Origin of the sequence: Streptomyces sp. NPDC008092, from assembly GCF_042957285.1 — a bacterium.
In the GTDB taxonomy this organism is placed as follows: domain Bacteria; phylum Actinomycetota; class Actinomycetes; order Streptomycetales; family Streptomycetaceae; genus Streptomyces.
On sequence record NZ_JBIBHY010000021.1, the window covers coordinates 108,073 to 123,810 of the forward strand.

The 15,738-nt window shown below is 71.1% G+C and carries 14 protein-coding genes; 12 read left to right on the forward strand and 2 right to left on the reverse strand.

Translation table 11 applies throughout. From position 1 onward, the window contains the following. Positions 1–7: 7 nt before the first annotated feature. On the reverse strand, positions 8–1,021 hold the full coding sequence (locus tag ACFZB3_RS44905; protein ID WP_391388523.1) for a substrate-binding domain-containing protein: 1,014 nt from the start codon (positions 1,019–1,021) through the stop codon (positions 8–10). Between the two features lie 234 nt (positions 1,022–1,255). Here ACFZB3_RS44905 and ACFZB3_RS44910 point away from each other — a divergent pair, with 234 nt between their 5' ends. Then, a complete protein-coding gene (locus tag ACFZB3_RS44910; RefSeq protein ID WP_391388525.1) occupies positions 1,256–2,065 on the forward strand; it encodes an endo-1,4-beta-glucanase in 810 nt (269 codons plus the stop codon). Positions 2,066–2,209: 144 nt separating this feature from the next. Continuing rightward, positions 2,210–4,144, forward strand: a complete 1,935-nt coding sequence (locus tag ACFZB3_RS44915; RefSeq protein WP_391388528.1) for an acyl-CoA dehydrogenase family protein — start codon at positions 2,210–2,212, stop codon at positions 4,142–4,144. A gap of 47 nt (positions 4,145–4,191) precedes the next feature. On the opposite strand, the gene ACFZB3_RS44920 is transcribed toward ACFZB3_RS44915, so the two are convergent. Next, positions 4,192–4,650 (reverse strand): lamin tail domain-containing protein, encoded by a 459-nt coding sequence (locus ACFZB3_RS44920; protein WP_391388531.1) that lies wholly within the window; start codon positions 4,648–4,650, stop codon positions 4,192–4,194. 190 nt (positions 4,651–4,840) lie between these two features. Between ACFZB3_RS44920 and dxr the strand changes: the two genes are divergently transcribed. The 10 genes from dxr (at position 4,841) to ACFZB3_RS44970 (ending at position 15,737) form a co-directional block, all read left to right on the forward strand. Beyond that, positions 4,841–6,112 carry a 1-deoxy-D-xylulose-5-phosphate reductoisomerase gene (dxr, locus tag ACFZB3_RS44925; protein ID WP_391388534.1) on the forward strand — a complete coding sequence of 424 codons (1,272 nt, stop codon included), beginning with the start codon at positions 4,841–4,843 and terminating at the stop codon, positions 6,110–6,112. 8 nt (positions 6,113–6,120) lie between these two features. Further along, on the forward strand, positions 6,121–7,413 hold the full coding sequence (locus ACFZB3_RS44930; protein ID WP_391388622.1) for a site-2 protease family protein: 1,293 nt from the start codon (positions 6,121–6,123) through the stop codon (positions 7,411–7,413). Positions 7,414–7,583: 170 nt separating this feature from the next. Next, a complete protein-coding gene (gene ispG, locus ACFZB3_RS44935) occupies positions 7,584–8,741 on the forward strand; it encodes a flavodoxin-dependent (E)-4-hydroxy-3-methylbut-2-enyl-diphosphate synthase (RefSeq protein WP_391388538.1) in 1,158 nt (385 codons plus the stop codon). Between the two features lie 364 nt (positions 8,742–9,105). Further along, positions 9,106–9,954, forward strand: a complete 849-nt coding sequence (locus tag ACFZB3_RS44940; protein WP_391388539.1) for a GNAT family N-acetyltransferase — start codon at positions 9,106–9,108, stop codon at positions 9,952–9,954. Between the two features lie 107 nt (positions 9,955–10,061). Further along, complete coding sequence (locus ACFZB3_RS44945; protein WP_391388541.1) at positions 10,062–10,592, forward strand: GNAT family N-acetyltransferase; 531 nt, start codon at positions 10,062–10,064, stop codon at positions 10,590–10,592. Positions 10,593–10,679: 87 nt separating this feature from the next. Continuing rightward, on the forward strand, positions 10,680–12,386 hold the full coding sequence (locus ACFZB3_RS44950; protein ID WP_391388546.1) for a proline--tRNA ligase: 1,707 nt from the start codon (positions 10,680–10,682) through the stop codon (positions 12,384–12,386). A 168-nt stretch (positions 12,387–12,554) separates the two neighbouring features. Next, the gene (locus ACFZB3_RS44955; protein WP_391388549.1) at positions 12,555–12,980 is read left to right on the forward strand and encodes a hypothetical protein; all 426 of its coding nucleotides are present in this window, start codon (positions 12,555–12,557) and stop codon (positions 12,978–12,980) included. Continuing rightward, the gene (locus ACFZB3_RS44960; RefSeq protein WP_391388552.1) at positions 12,977–13,948 is read left to right on the forward strand and encodes an FAD:protein FMN transferase; all 972 of its coding nucleotides are present in this window, start codon (positions 12,977–12,979) and stop codon (positions 13,946–13,948) included. The genes ACFZB3_RS44955 and ACFZB3_RS44960 overlap by 4 nt, the downstream gene beginning before the upstream one ends. Beyond that, positions 13,945–14,520 carry a ferric reductase-like transmembrane domain-containing protein gene (locus ACFZB3_RS44965; protein WP_391388555.1) on the forward strand — a complete coding sequence of 192 codons (576 nt, stop codon included), beginning with the start codon at positions 13,945–13,947 and terminating at the stop codon, positions 14,518–14,520. The genes ACFZB3_RS44960 and ACFZB3_RS44965 overlap by 4 nt, the downstream gene beginning before the upstream one ends. Beyond that, a complete protein-coding gene (locus tag ACFZB3_RS44970) occupies positions 14,520–15,737 on the forward strand; it encodes an NADH-ubiquinone oxidoreductase-F iron-sulfur binding region domain-containing protein (RefSeq protein ID WP_391388558.1) in 1,218 nt (405 codons plus the stop codon). Before ACFZB3_RS44965 ends, ACFZB3_RS44970 begins: the two co-directional genes overlap by 1 nt. Position 15,738: the final 1 nt, after the last annotated feature.

The window sequence follows — 15,738 nt, forward strand, 5'->3', positions numbered from 1 at the left end:
AAGGGGGTCAGGCCCCGGCCGGCGCCGGTCCCGTGCTCGCCCGTACCGTCAGCTCGGGTGCGATCAGCACGACTTCGTCACCGCCCCGGCCGTCCAGCTTGGCGACCAGGTGCTCCACGGCGTACCGGCCCATCTCCTGTGCGGGGATGGCGACCGAGGTCAGCCGCACCGAGGCCTGGACGGCGACCTGGTCCGGGCAGACCGCGACCACGGAGACGTCCTCCGGCACCGCCCGGCCCTGCTGGCGCAGCAGCGCGAGCAGCGGCTCCACCGCGGACTCGTTCTGGACGACGAAGCCCGTGGTGCCCGGGCGCTCGTCGAAGATCCGGGCCAGCGTGGCGGCCATCGCGTCGTACCCGCCCTCGCACGGCCGGTGCAGCACCCGCAGGCCCAACTCCCGGGCCCGGGAGCGGAGTCCGTCCAGGGTGCGCTCGGCGAAGCCGGTGTGCCGTTCGTAGACGGCCGGGGCCTCGCCGATGACAGCGATGTCACGGTGACCGAGCTTCGCGAGGTGCTCCACACACAGGGCGCCGGTCGCCCCGAAGTCGAGGTCGACACAGGTCAGCCCCGAGGTGGAGGCCGGCAGACCGATGAGCACGGAGGGCTGGTCGGTCTGCCTCAGCAGCGGCAGCCGCTCGTCCTCCAGCTCCACGTCCATCAGGATCATGGCGTCGGCGAGCCCGCTGCCGGTGACCCGGCGCACCGCGTCCGGACCCTCCTCGCCGGTGAGCAGCAGGACGTCGTAGCCGTGCAGACGGGCCGTGGTGGCCACCGCGATCGCGATCTCCATCATCACCGGCACGTACATGTCCGTACGCAGCGGGATCATCAGCGCGATGATGTTCGACCGGCTGCTGGCCAGGGCGCGGGCGCCCGCGTTCGGGTGGTAGCCCAGCTCGCGGATGCTCTGCTCGACCCGCTGCCGGGTGGTGGTGGAGATGGACCGCTTGCCGCTGAGGACATAGCTCACCGTGCTCGCCGAGACTCCGGCGTGCTGGGCGACCTCGGCGAGGGTGACCATCCAGCTCTCCAAGCTTTGTGAAGCGCTTCGACAGTGCGCATTGCTGACAGGTGGCGAGTGAGGGTGGTTTGACATTAGCCTCAGTGCGGGTGGGTGTCCATAGGTTGTCGAAGCGCTTCGACAGCGAATTGCCGAGACGCCATCGGCAACCTTTCCAGGGGGCGGCGGCCACAAAGAGGTCGTACGGCCGTCCGACGGGTCGTACCACGAACCGTCCCCCGGAAGGACCCCTCGATGCAACACCGCAGACCGCGCCTGTCCAGGGCGGCGAAGGCGCTGCTGGCCGCCTCGGCCGCGCTCGCCGCCGCCGCGGGCGTCACCGTGGCGCAGGCCGGCGAGCCGAGCAGGAAGTGCACCGCCTTCGACACCGTCACGCTCGGCAAGTATTACGTGAACAACAACCTCTGGGGGCAGGACAAGGGAACCGGCACCCAGTGCGTCTGGGACAACTCGGCGTCCGGCTCGACCATCTCCTGGGGGACGTCCTACACCTGGGCGAACAACAGCAAGGGCACCGACGCGGACGTCAAGTCGTACGCGAGCACGGTGCTCGGCTGGCACTGGGGCTGGAAGGCCGACAAGGCGGCCACCGGCCTGCCGATCCGGGTCGGCGACCGCAAGAAGGTCACCGCCAAGTGGAACTTCACCCTCAGCTCCAGTCCCGGAACGCTGGACGTGGCCTACGACCTCTGGCTGCACGCCAAGAACACCGCGGACTGGCAGGACCAGCCCACCGACGAGATCATGATCTGGCTCAACCGCCAGGGCGGTGCCGGCCCGCTCGGCACCAAATACGGCAGCGTCAGCCTCGGCGGCGCGATGTGGGACATCTACCGGGGCGACATCGGCTGGAACGTCTACTCCTTCGTGCGCCGGGCCAACACCACGAGTGCCACGCTGAACATCGACGACTTCACCCAGGCCCTGGTCCGCCGCAAGCTGCTCGGCAACGACAAGTACCTCTCCGGCATCGAGTCCGGCACCGAGGTCTTCAAGGGCTCGGGGCGGCTGGACACCACGTCGTACTCCGTCGACATCGGCTGAGAAACGGGTCGGGGCGGTCGGTCCGTCAGCCGATCGGACCGCGAGGGCTGGTAGGTACGGCCCGTTTCGGGTACCAACGATCCAGTAGCACTGGTCGGTAACGAACGGTCCTCAACAACCCCTTTCGTGGCGAGGTGAGCCTCAATGTCCGCCCCCACCACCAAGAAACCCACCGTCACCGAGCGGGAGGCCCGCCAGGTGGCGGAGGCCGCCCGGGAACAGGACTGGCGCAAGCCCAGCTTCGCCAAGGAACTGTTCCTCGGGCGCTTCCGGCTCGACCTCATCCACCCGCATCCGCTCCCGGCGGACGACGACGTGCAGCGTGGCGAGGAGTTCCTGGCGCGGCTGCACGAGTTCTGCGAGACGAAGATCGACTCGGCGCTCATCGAGCGCGAGGCACGCATCCCGGACGAGGTGATCGCCGGCCTCAAGGAGATCGGCGCCCTCGGCATGAAGATCGACACCAAGTACGGCGGCCTCGGCCTCACCCAGGTCTACTACAACCGGGCCCTGTCCCTGGTCGGCTCCGCCAACCCGGCGGTCGGCGCGCTGCTCTCCGCCCACCAGTCCATCGGCGTGCCGCAACCGCTGAAGATCTTCGGCACCCAGCAGCAGAAGGACGCCTTCCTGCCGCGCTGCGCCCGCACCGACATCTCGGCGTTCCTGCTCACCGAGCCGGACGTCGGCTCGGACCCGGCCCGCCTCGCCACCACCGCCGTACCGGACGGGGACGACTACGTCCTCGACGGCGTGAAGCTGTGGACCACCAACGGCGTGGTCGCCGACCTCCTCGTGGTCATGGCCCGCGTGCCGAAGACCGAGGACAGCAAGGGCGGCATCACCGCCTTCGTCGTCGAGGCGGACTCGCCGGGCATCACCGTCGAGAACCGCAACGCCTTCATGGGCCTGCGCGGCATCGAGAACGGCGTCACCCGCTTCCACCAGGTCCGGGTCCCGGCCGCCAACCGCATCGGCGCCGAGGGCGCGGGCCTCAAGATCGCCCTCACCACCCTCAACACCGGGCGGCTCTCGCTGCCCGCGATGTGCGTGGGCGCCGGCAAGTGGTGCCTGAAGATCGCCCGCGAGTGGTCGGCGGTCCGCGAGCAGTGGGGCAAGCCGGTCGCGCTGCACGAGGCGGTCGGCTCCAAGATCAGCTTCATCGCGGCCACCACCTTCGCCCTGGAGGCGGTCGTCGACCTGTCCTCGCAGATGGCCGACGAGAACCGCAACGACATCCGCATCGAGGCCGCCCTCGCCAAGCTCTACGGCTCCGAGATGGCCTGCCTGATGGCCGACGAGCTGGTCCAGATCCGGGGCGGCCGCGGCTTCGAGACGGCCGAGTCGCTGGCGGCCCGCGGCGAGCGCGCCGTCCCCGCCGAACAGCTCCTGCGCGACCTGCGCATCAACCGCATCTTCGAGGGCTCCACCGAGATCATGCACCTGCTGATCGCGCGCGAGGCCGTCGACGCCCACCTCTCGGTCGCCGGGGACCTCATCGACCCCGACAAGTCCCTCCAGGACAAGGCGCGGGCGGGCGCGAACGCGGGCGTCTTCTACGCCAAGTGGCTGCCGAAGCTGGTCGCGGGCCCGGGCCAGCTCCCGACGTCGTACGGCGACTTCAAGCACGGCGTGGACCTCGCCCCGCACCTGCGGTACGTGGAGCGGCACGCCCGCAAGCTGGCCCGGTCCACCTTCTACGCCATGTCCCGCTGGCAGGGCCGGATGGAGACCAAGCAGGGCTTCCTGGGCCGGGTCGTGGACATCGGCGCCGAGCTGTTCGCGATGAGCGCGGCCTGCGTCCGTGCCGAACTGCTGCGCCGCCAGGGCGACCACGGCCGCGAGGCCTACCTGCTCGCCGACGCGTTCTGCAGGCAGGCCCGCATCCGCGTCGACGAGCTGTTCAACCGCCTCTGGTCGAACACCGACGACCTGGACCGCAAGGTCGTCAAGGGCGTGCTCGGCGGCTCCTTCGAATGGCTGGAGCAGGGCATCGTCGACCCGTCGGGCGAGGGCCCGTGGATCGCCGACGCGACCCCGGGACCGTCCGAGCGGGACAACGTCCGCCGCCCCTTCAAGTGAGACCCCTTCAGCGGGGCCGCCTCGGACGAGGCTGCTGAAGTAGCGATTCAGCAGTACTTGTCGCTGGGATCCCGCGTCGTCCAGGAGCAGGAGTCGACCTTGGCGCCGCCCGCCTTGGTCAGCGTCGCCGTGTCGCTGGTGTTGTTCCACACGTAGGCATGGCGGTTCTGGTACTTGTTCGACGCGGTGTCCGTGCCGCTGCCGGTGTGCACCTTCATCGTCTTGTGGGCGCCGATCTTGATGTTCTTGAAGACGTACCGGTGGTTGGAGACGTCCTTCAGGACCCAGCCCTTGAGCGAGACGGCCGAGCCACCGGTGTTCTTGATCTGCACCCACTCGGCGTTGAGGCTGGCGTTGGAGCGGTTGTCCGTGCCCGGGCTGTCGAACCAGACGTGGTAGATGGTCACGCCCCCGGCCGCCTGGGCCGGGGTGCTGAGCAGGGTGCCGGTGAGCAGTGCGGCGCCCGCGAGCGCGGGCAGGGCAGCACGTATGGGCAGAGTACGCATGGAGAGATCCCCCCAGGATGTCGTCCAGTCGGGTCGACCATCCCTGCCGACCCGACAGAAGTGTTATCACATGATCTTCACGTGAACCTCACAAAGGGAATTCCGCTCCATACGACACCAAGAACTGATAAGGCACCTGCGTGAGGGACGCGGCGTCCTCCCGGCCACCGGATGCGGCCACAATGGGGGGATGACCGACAGCCCCGCCAGTCCGGCGCCCCTCGCCGACCCGCACCTCGTGTACGACCCGCTCGTGGGCGACGGCCCGAAGGACGTGGTGATCCTCGGCTCCACCGGATCCATCGGCACCCAGGCCATCGACCTCGTCCTGCGCCACCCCGACCGCTTCCGGGTCACCGCGCTGTCCGCCCACGGCGGCCGGGTCCCGCTCCTCGCCGAGCAGGCGCACCGGCTGCGGGTACGGACCGTCGCGGTCGCCCGCGAGGACGTCGTACCGGCGCTGCGCGAGGCGCTGACGGCGCTCTACGGCCCCGGTGAGCCGCTCCCCGAGATCCTCGCCGGACCCGACGCGGCCACCCAGGTCGCCGCCTCCGACTGCCACACCGTCCTCAACGGCATCACCGGCTCCATCGGCCTCGCGCCCACCCTCGCCGCCCTGGAAGCGGGCCGCACCCTCGCGCTCGCCAACAAGGAGTCGCTGATCGTCGGCGGCCCGCTGGTCAAGGCGCTGGCCAGGCCCGGCCAGATCATCCCGGTCGACTCCGAGCACGCGGCGCTCTTCCAGTCGCTGGCGGCGGGGACCCGGGCCGACGTCCGCAAGCTGGTCGTCACGGCGTCCGGCGGCCCCTTCCGCGGCCGCACCAAGGCCGACCTGGCACACGTCACCGTCGAGGACGCCCTCGCGCACCCCACCTGGGCGATGGGGCCGGTCATCACGATCAACTCCGCGACCCTGGTCAACAAGGGGCTGGAAGTCATCGAGGCGCACCTCCTCTACGACATTCCCTTCGACCGCATTGAGGTGGTCGTGCATCCCCAGTCGTATGTCCACTCGATGGTCGAGTTCACGGACGGATCCACGATCGCGCAGGCGACGCCCCCCGACATGCGGGGGCCGATCGCCGTCGGTCTCGGCTGGCCCGAACGGGTCCCGGACGCGGCGCCCGCCTTCGACTGGAGCAAGGCCTCGACCTGGGAGTTCTTCCCGCTGGACAACGAGGCCTTCCCGTCCGTGAACCTGGCCCGGCACGTCGGTGAGCTCGCGGGCACCGCCCCGGCGGTGTTCAATGCGGCCAACGAGGAGTGCGTCGAGGCCTTCCGTGCCGGTCTGCTGCCTTTCAACGGCATCATGGAGACCGTGACCCGGGTGGTCGAGGAGCACGGCACCCCTCGTACGGGAACTTCGCTCACCGTGCCGGACGTCCTTGAAGCGGAGACCTGGGCACGGGTCCGGGCCCGGGAACTGACAGTGCAGAAGGCGACCGCGGAGGCGCGTGCATGACAGCCCTGATGATGATCCTCGGCATAGTCGTCTTCGTGATCGGCCTGCTGGTCTCGATCGCCTGGCACGAGCTGGGGCATCTCTCCACCGCCAAGCTCTTCGGCATCCGCGTCCCGCAGTACATGGTCGGCTTCGGCCCGACCATCTGGTCGCGGCGCAAGGGCGACACGGAGTACGGCATCAAGGCCGTCCCGCTGGGCGGCTACATCCGCATGATCGGCATGTTCCCGCCGGGTGCCGACGGCCGGGTCACCGCCCGGTCCACCTCGCCCTGGCGCAGCATGATCGAGGACGCCCGCTCGGCCGCCTTCGAGGAGCTCCAGCCCGGCGACGAGACCCGCCTCTTCTACACGCGCGCCCCCTGGAAGCGCGTGATCGTGATGTTCGCGGGCCCCTTCATGAACCTGATCCTGGCGGTGGCGCTCTTCCTCACCGTCCTGATGGGCTTCGGCATCAGCCAGCAGACCACCACGGTCAGCTCGGTCTCCCAGTGCGTGATCGCCCAGAGCGAGAACCGCGACACCTGCAAGAACACCGACGCCGCCGCCCCGGCCGCCGCCGCGGGCCTCAAGGCGGGCGACAAGATCCTCTCCTTCAACGGGGTGCAGACGACCAGCTGGAACCAGCTCTCCGACCTGATCCGGTCCACCCCCGGCAAGGAGGTCGCGATCGTCGTCGAGCGCAAGGGCCAGGACGTCACCCTGCACGCGAAGATCGCCACCAACCAGGTCGCCAAGAAGGACTCCAGCGGCCAGATCGTCACCGGCCAGTACGTCACCGCCGGCTTCCTCGGCTTCAGCGCCGCCACCGGCATCGTCCGCCAGGACTTCGGCGACTCGCTGACCTGGATGGGCGACCGCCTCGGCGAGGCCGTCGACTCCATCGCGAGCCTGCCCGGCAAGATCCCGGCCCTGTGGGACGCGGCCTTCGACGGCGCCCCCCGCCAGCCGGACTCCCCGATGGGCGTGGTCGGCGCGGCCCGGGTCGGCGGCGAGATCTTCACCCTGGACATCCCGCCCACCGAGCAGCTGGCCATGGCACTGATGCTGGTGGCCGGCTTCAACCTCTCCCTGTTCCTCTTCAACATGCTCCCGCTGCTGCCGCTGGACGGCGGGCACATCGCGGGCGCCCTGTGGGAGTCGCTGCGCCGCAACCTGGCCAAGGTGCTGCGCCGCCCGGACCCGGGTCCGTTCGACGTGGCGAAGCTGATGCCGGTGGCCTACGTGGTGGCCGGGGTCTTCATCTGCTTCACCGTCCTCGTCCTGATCGCCGACGTGGTTAACCCGGTGAAAATCTCCTAGCCACACAGCGTTCGAGGCGGCCCGGAACACTGTGTTCCGGGCCGCTTCCATCGAGTGGGTTTACGGGTGGGGGATGTGCTCGCTCCTGTGCCGGTGCCGTAATCTCGAAGCCTGGAACCCGCTCACGACGGGACCTGGACCTAGATCCACGACTTGGGGTTGCACAGCAGATGACTGCGATTTCTCTCGGCATGCCGTCCGTTCCGACCAAGCTCGCCGAGCGCCGGAAGAGCCGGCAGATCCAGGTCGGCTCCGTGGCGGTCGGCGGGGACGCCCCGGTCTCGGTCCAGTCGATGACCACGACCCGTACGTCCGACATCGGCGCCACCCTCCAGCAGATCGCCGAGCTGACGGCCTCCGGCTGCCAGATCGTGCGGGTGGCGTGCCCGACGCAGGACGACGCGGACGCCCTGGCGACCATCGCCAGGAAGTCCCAGATCCCGGTGATCGCGGACATCCACTTCCAGCCGAAGTACGTCTTCGAGGCCATCGAGGCCGGCTGCGCGGCGGTCCGGGTCAACCCCGGCAACATCAAGCAGTTCGACGACAAGGTCAAGGAGATCGCGGCGGCCGCCAAGGACCACGGCACCCCGATCCGCATCGGCGTCAACGCCGGTTCCCTGGACCGCCGGCTGCTCCAGAAGTACGGCAAGGCGACCCCCGAGGCCCTGGTCGAGTCCGCCCTGTGGGAGGCGTCCCTCTTCGAGGAGCACGACTTCCGGGACATCAAGATCTCCGTCAAGCACAACGACCCGGTCGTGATGATCGAGGCGTACCGGCAGCTCGCCGCCCAGTGCGACTACCCCCTGCACCTCGGCGTCACCGAGGCCGGCCCGGCCTTCCAGGGCACGATCAAGTCGGCAGTGGCCTTCGGCGCCCTGCTGAGCCAGGGCATCGGCGACACGATCCGCGTCTCCCTCTCCGCGCCGCCGGTCGAGGAGGTCAAGGTCGGCAACCAGATCCTGGAGTCCCTCAACCTCAAGCAGCGCGGCCTGGAGATCGTCTCCTGCCCGTCCTGCGGCCGTGCCCAGGTCGACGTCTACAAGCTCGCCGAAGAGGTCACCGCCGGCCTCACCGGGATGGAGGTGCCGCTCCGCGTCGCCGTCATGGGCTGCGTGGTGAACGGCCCCGGCGAGGCCCGCGAGGCCGACCTCGGCGTCGCCTCCGGCAACGGCAAGGGCCAGATCTTCGTCAAGGGCGAGGTCATCAAGACGGTCCCCGAGTCGAAGATCGTGGAGACCCTCATCGAGGAGGCCATGAAGCTGGCCGAGCAGATGGAGGCGGACGGCACGGAGCCGGGCGAGCCGTCGGTGTCGGTGGCCGGCTGAGGCCGTCCGCGGGCGGAGGGCGGGATTTTCTCGCCCCCGCCGCCCCTACCCGTCCCATCCTCAAGAGGCACAGCCCTCGACACCCCCGTCCAGGGGCTCCGCCCCTGGACCCCGCTCCTCAAACGCCGGAGGGGCTGAAATTCTCAGCCCCCCCATTGTTTGAGGACGCGGCCGAACCACCACGATCCAGCCTGTCCGGCGTTTGAGGACGAGGCCGGAGGCCGATGCGGGGGTCTGGGGGCGGCAGCCCCCAGGGACCGGAACCCCCGCCGGCGGCCACTTCACAGCATGCGGGGCGGCACGGCCAAGCTTCCGCAGGTACAGTGCGGAGATCAGCAGAACCCCTCAGCGTGAGGCCCCGCACGTGTTGACGCAGACCACCTCACGGGTGCTCGAACCGAGTGACCTGGACGCCGCGCTCGCCGTACTCGGCCGCGAGCCGGTCGCGAACGCCTTCGTGACCTCACGTGTCCAGGTGGCCGGCCTCGACCCCTGGCGCCTCGGCGGCGAGATGTGGGGCTGGTACGAGGACGGCATGCTCACGTCCCTCTGCTACGCCGGCGCCAACCTGGTCCCGATCTGCGCCACTCCGCGCGCCGTCCGCGCCTTCGCCGACCGCGCCCGCCGGGCCGGCCGCCGCTGCTCCTCGATCGTCGGCCCCGCCGAGGCCACCGCCCAGCTGTGGCGCCTCCTGGAACCGCACTGGGGTCCGGCCCGCGAGGTGCGCGGCCACCAGCCCCTGATGGTCACCGACCGCATGCCCGCCGACATCGCCCCGGACCCGTACGTCCGCCGCATCCGCAAGGACGAGATGGAGGCGATCATGCCGGCGTGCGTCGCGATGTTCACCGAGGAGGTGGGCGTCTCCCCGATGGCCGGCGACGGCGGCCTCCTCTACCAGGCGAGGGTCGCCGAACTCGTCGGCTCCGGACGCTCGTTCGCCCGGCTCGACGACAACGGCAAGGTCGTCTTCAAGGCGGAGATCGGCGCGGCCACGGCCGCGGCCTGCCAGATCCAGGGCGTGTGGGTCGCCCCCGAGTACCGCGGCATGGGCCTGGCGGCCCCCGGCATGGCGGCGGTCCTGCGCTACGCGCTCGACGACGTGGCCCCGGTGGTCAGCCTCTACGTCAACGACTTCAACACGGCGGCGCGACGGACGTATCTGCGGGTGGGCTTCCAGGAGGTCGGCGCGTTCATGAGCGTGCTCTTCTAGGGCCGACGGCCGGGTCACGCGCCCCCAAAGAGGCGCGGGGAACTGCGCGAGCAACCACGTGGAGCCCGCACTCGGACGACAACCGGAACCCCCTGTACCCTCCCCACATGACCCTCGTGATCGGCCCCCTGGACCTCCCCTCCCACGTGGACGAGGCCCTGGCAGTCCAGGCCATCGCCTTCGGCCTCGGCCCCGACGAGGTAGCCGTCCGCCGCCAGATCGTCCTCCGCCACATGCAGTACCCGGGGGCGAGGGCCCTCGGCGCCACGGCCGAAGGCCGCCTCGTCGGATTCGTCTACGGGATGCCGAACTCCCGCACCCACTGGTGGTCCACCGTCGTGGAGCCCTACCTCCGCGCCCAGGACAACGCCGACTGGCTCGACGACTCCTTCGTCATCACCGAACTGCACGTGCACCCCAGCCACCAGAACCGCGGCATCGGCCGCCGGCTGATCACGCTCATCACCGACGGCGCCCCCGAGCCCCGGTCGATCCTCTCGGCGATCGACACCGACAGCCCGGCCCGCGGCCTGTACCACTCCCTCGGCTACGTCGACCTGGCCCGCCGGGTGAACTTTCCCAGCGCTCCGAAGCCGTACGCCGTGATGGGTGCGCCCCTGCCGCTCCGCCGTAAGTGACCCGCCGCCGCTAACCGATTTCCACCGGCACAGCGTGCCCGGCTAACCTCCTAGCCATCAACCTTTTCCGGCAGGAGTACGAGAACCATGGCGAACGCACCGGTCCAACGCATGTCCCAGTTGATGGCGAAGACGCTGCGTGACGACCCGGCGGACGCCGAGGTCCTCAGCCACAAGCTCCTCGTCCGGGCCGGCTACGTCCGCCGTACCGCGGCCGGTATCTGGTCCTGGCTGCCGCTCGGCCTGAAGGTGCTGTCCAACATCGAGCGGATCGTCCGCGAGGAGATGGACGCGATCGGTGCCCAGGAGGTGCTGCTCCCGGCCCTCCTGCCCCGGGAGCCGTACGAGGCGACCGGCCGCTGGGACGAGTACGGCCAGGAGCTGTTCCGCCTCCAGGACCGCAAGGGCGGCGACTACCTCCTCGGCCCCACCCACGAGGAGATCTTCACCCTCCTGGTGAAGGACCAGGCGTCCTCCTACAAGGACCTGCCGGTCATCCTCTACCAGATCCAGAACAAGTACCGGGACGAGGCCCGTCCGCGGGCCGGCATCCTGCGCGGCCGTGAGTTCCTGATGAAGGACTCCTACTCCTTCGACCTGGACGAGGACGGCCTCGCCAGGTCGTACGCCCTGCACCGCGAGGCGTACCAGCGGATCTTCGAGCGCCTCGGTCTCGACTACCGCATCGTCGCCGCCACCGCCGGCGCCATGGGCGGCTCGAAGTCGGAGGAGTTCCTGGCCCCGGCGGAGGCCGGCGAGGACACCTTCGCCGACTGCCCGAACTGCGACTTCGCCGCGAACACCGAGGCGATCTCGTACCCGCTGAAGGCGGTGGACGCCTCCGACGTGCCCGCGCTGGAGGAGATCCCCACTCCGGACACCCCGACCATCGAGTCCCTCGCCGCGTACCTCGGCGTCCCGGCCTCCGCCACCCTGAAGAACCTGCTGGTGAAGGTCGACGGCGAGATCGTGGCCGTGGGCGTGCCGGGCGACCGCGAGGTCGACATGGGCAAGGTCGAGGAGCACTTCGCCCCGGCCGCCGTCGAGTTGGTCACCGAGTCCGACTTCGCCGGCCGTCCCGACCTGGTCCGCGGCTACGTCGGCCCGCAGGGCCTCGGCGAGAAGGTGAAGTACATCGCCGACCCGCGCATCGCCCCCGGCACGGCCTGGATCACCGGCGCCAACAAGGCGGGCACGCACGCCAAGAACGTCGTGGCGGACCGTGACTTCACGGTCGACGAGTACGTCGACGTCGTCGTCGTGCTGGAGGGCGACCCCTGCCCGAAGTGCGGCACCGGTCTCAAGCTGGACCGCGCCATCGAGATCGGCCACATCTTCCAGCTGGGCCAGAAGTACACCAACGCGCTCAAGCTCGACGTCCTCGGCCAGAACGGCAAGCCGGTCCGGGTGACCATGGGCTCCTACGGCATCGGCGTCTCCCGCGCCGTCGCCGCCCTCGCCGAGCAGACCGCCGACGAGAAGGGCCTGGTCTGGTCGCGTGAGGTCGCCCCGGCCGACGTGCACGTCGTCGCGGCCGGCAAGGCCCTGCAGACCGAACTCGCCCTGGACGTCTCGGAGAAGCTGCGGGCGGCCGGTCTGCGCGTCCTGGTCGACGACCGCGCCGGGGTCTCCCCGGGCGTGAAGTTCACGGACGCCGAGCTGATCGGCGTGCCGCAGATCCTGATCGCGGGCCGCCGCTCCGGCGAGGGCGTCCTGGAGCTCAAGGACCGCAGGACGGGCGAGCGCGAGGAGCTGACGGTGGACGAGGCGATCGCCCGCCTGACCTCCAGCTGAGCCTCAACTCCCGTCGCGGCGGCCCCCGGTGACACACCGGGGGCCGCCGCGGCTTTTCAGGAACGTCTCAGACAGTTCTTCCGCTCCGTATGGGAGCCTCACAGACTTCTCTCAGGCCGATACCCGAACGTAATGCGTGACAGAGAGTCACGCAGGAGGGGATCGGTCATGACCGAGAGAGTGCACGGCGAAAAGTCCGGGGAAAGGGGCGCGGCCGCGGCGGTCCGCCGGGGGACCCGGCGCACGGCGGCCCTGGCGGCGGCGGTCACGCTCGCCGCGGCGGCCGGGGTGTTCGCCCTGGTCGGCACGATGCAGTCGGACGCCGAGACGACGGCGAGCAGCGGCAGCGGTACGACGTCGAGCTCCAGCAGCTCCAGCAGCTCCGACTCGACCTCGGACACGGACAGTTCCTCGTCCTCCAAGTCGACCGACTCGTCCGGCTCGTCCAGCTCGTCCAGCTCCTCCGGCTCGTCCAGCTCCTCCGACTCGTCCAGCTCCTCCGACTCGTCGTCCTCGGACCTCCAGTCCTCCTCCGACGGCCTCACCTCCGGCAGCGGATCGGGTTCCGCCGACTCCACCTCGGGGGCGTCATGACCGCCGCCCGCGCCCCGCGCCCGACGGCCGCCGCCGAGTGGCGGGCCCTCGGCACCACCGTCCGCCTGGTCGTCACCGACCCGGCCCTGCTGGACTCCTGCAACCTGCTCCTCGCCCGGCAGCTCGCCGAGGTCGACGCGGCCTGCAGCAGGTTCCGCACCGACTCCGAACTGGCCGCCCTCGACACCGCCCACGGCCGCCCGGTCCGGGTCAGTCCGCTGCTCGCCGAGGCCCTCGCCGTCGCCCTGCGCGCGGCCGCGGCGACCGACGGCGCGGTGGACCCGACCGTCGGCTCGGCGATGGACGCGATCGGCTACGACCGCGACTTCACCCTGGTCCGCGAGGACGACCGCCCCGTCTCCCTGCGGGTGCGCCGCGCCCCGGGCTGGCGCAAGGTCGGCCTGGACCCGGCGACCGGCACGGTCACCGTCCCCGAGGGCGTCCGCCTCGACCTGGGCGCCACGGCCAAGGCCTGGGCCGCAGACCGGGCCGCGCGGCTGCTGGCCGACACGGCCGGCTGCGGAGTGCTGGTGAGCCTCGGCGGCGACACCGCCGTCGCCGGCGAGCCCCCGGCGGGCGGCTGGCAGATCCGCGTCCAGGACATCACCGGACCGGTGGACGAGACGCCCGCGCAGGGGTCGTACGACACCGTCGGCCTGCGCTCCGGCGGCCTCGCCACCTCCGGCACCGGCGCCCGCCGCTGGCAGCGCGGCGGCTACGACCTGCACCACATCGTCGACCCGCGCACCGGACTGCCGGTCCGCTCCCCGTGGCGCACGGTCTCGGTGGCCGCGGCCGACTGCGCCGACGCCAACGCGGCCACCACGGCGGCCCTGGTCAAGGGCGCGGGCGCGGCACGCTGGCTGACCCGCCTCGGGCTGCCCGCCCGCCTGGTCACGCACAACGGCACCGTCGTCACCACACCCGGTTGGCCCGCCCCCCGCACGGCACTGGAGGCGGCGGCATGACCTCCGAGACCCTCTGGTACGCCAACCGGGCCACCGGTGCCGTCTGCCTGGTCCTGTTCACCGTGGTCGTCCTCCTCGGCATCGCCGTCCGCCTCCGCGCCCGCCTCCCCGGCCTGCCGCGGTTCGGCACCATGGGCCTGCACCGCACGCTCTCCCTCTCCGCCACCGCCTTCCTGGCCCTGCACATCACCACCGCGGTCGTCGACGGCTACGTGAACATCACGGTGCTGGACGCCCTCGTCCCCTTCGTCTCCGACTACCAGCCGCTCTGGCTCGGCCTCGGCACGGTCGCCTTCGACCTGATGCTCGCGGTCCTCGTCACCAGCCTCCTCCGCGACCGCCTGGGCCACCGCACCTGGCGGGCCGTGCACTGGCTGGCGTACGCCTCCTGGCCGGTCGCCCTCGTCCACGGCATCGGCATCGGCACGGACGCCGGCACCGACTGGATGACCTGGCTGACCGTGGCGTGCGTCGCGACGGTGGTCACCGCCTTCGCCCTGCGCACCGCACAGGCCGTCCGAGCCGCCCGCCAGACCCCCGCCGCACTGCTGCACACCGAAGGGGCCCACTGATGACCACGCTCTTCACCGACGTCTACATGTCCCCGCGCCTGCTGGCCCCCGGCGGCACCCCGGCCGACCTCACCACGCACGAACAGCGCTACGGCCCGCTCGCGTACGGCGATCCGGCGGCCCTGCTGCGCACCCTGGCCGAATCCGGGCTCACCGGGCGCGGCGGGGCGGGCTTCCCGGCGTACCGGAAGTTCGTCGCGGTCGCCGACGCGGCCCGCCGCGGCGAGCGTGCCCCGGTCGTCGTCGCGAACGGCGCGGAGAGCGAACCGGCCAGCCACAAGGACCGGACCCTGCTCCGGCTGTCGCCCCATCTGGTCCTGGACGGACTGCAGTTGGCGGCCGAGGCGGTCGGCGTGGCGGAGGCGTACCTCGCCGTCGAGGACGGCGCCTCCTACCTGGAGTCGGCCCTCGCCCAGCGTCGCGACCCGGTCCGCGTGCAGGTCGTACGCCTCCCCGCACGCTTCCTCTCCGGCCAGGCCTCGGCCCTGGTCCAGTACCTCTCCGGCGGCCCCGCCCGCCCCACCCACCCGGTCCCGCCGGTCCGCGAACGCGGGGTGCGCCGCGCCCCCACCCTGGTCCAGAACGTGGAGACGCTGGCCCACCTGGCGCTGATCGCCCGCTACGGCGCCGTCTGGTTCCGCTCGGCGGGCACCCCCGCCGAACCGGGCAGCACCCTCTGCACCGTGCACGCGCCGGGCCGTGAAGTCCGGGTCGTGGAAGCCCCGTTCGGCATGCCCGTCGGCCGGCTCCTGCCGCTGGAGGGCACGTCCGCGGTCCTGGTCGGCGGCTACCACGGCACCTGGATCCCGGCCGCCGAGGCCGCCCAGGTCCCGCTCTCCTCCGCCTACTTGGGCGCGGGCGTACTGGCCGCCCTGCCCGCCGACCGCTGCGGACCGGCCGAAACCGCCCGCGTCCTCCGCTACCTGGCGCTGCAGTCGGCGGGCCAGTGCGGCCCCTGCCTCAACGGCCTCCCGCGCATCGCCGCCGCCTTCCAGACCCTGGCCACCCCCGGCCCCCAGGGCCGCACCCGCACGGACATCTCCCGCTGGGCGGGCCTGGTGGAGGGCAGAGGTGCCTGCCACCACCCCGACGGCACGATCCGCCTGGTCCGCAGTGCCCTCACCACCTTCGCCACCGAACTCGACGCCCACGCCCACGGCCACTGCACCGCGACCGACCACACCCCGCTGCTCCCCGTACCGGCGGAAGGGATCTGAC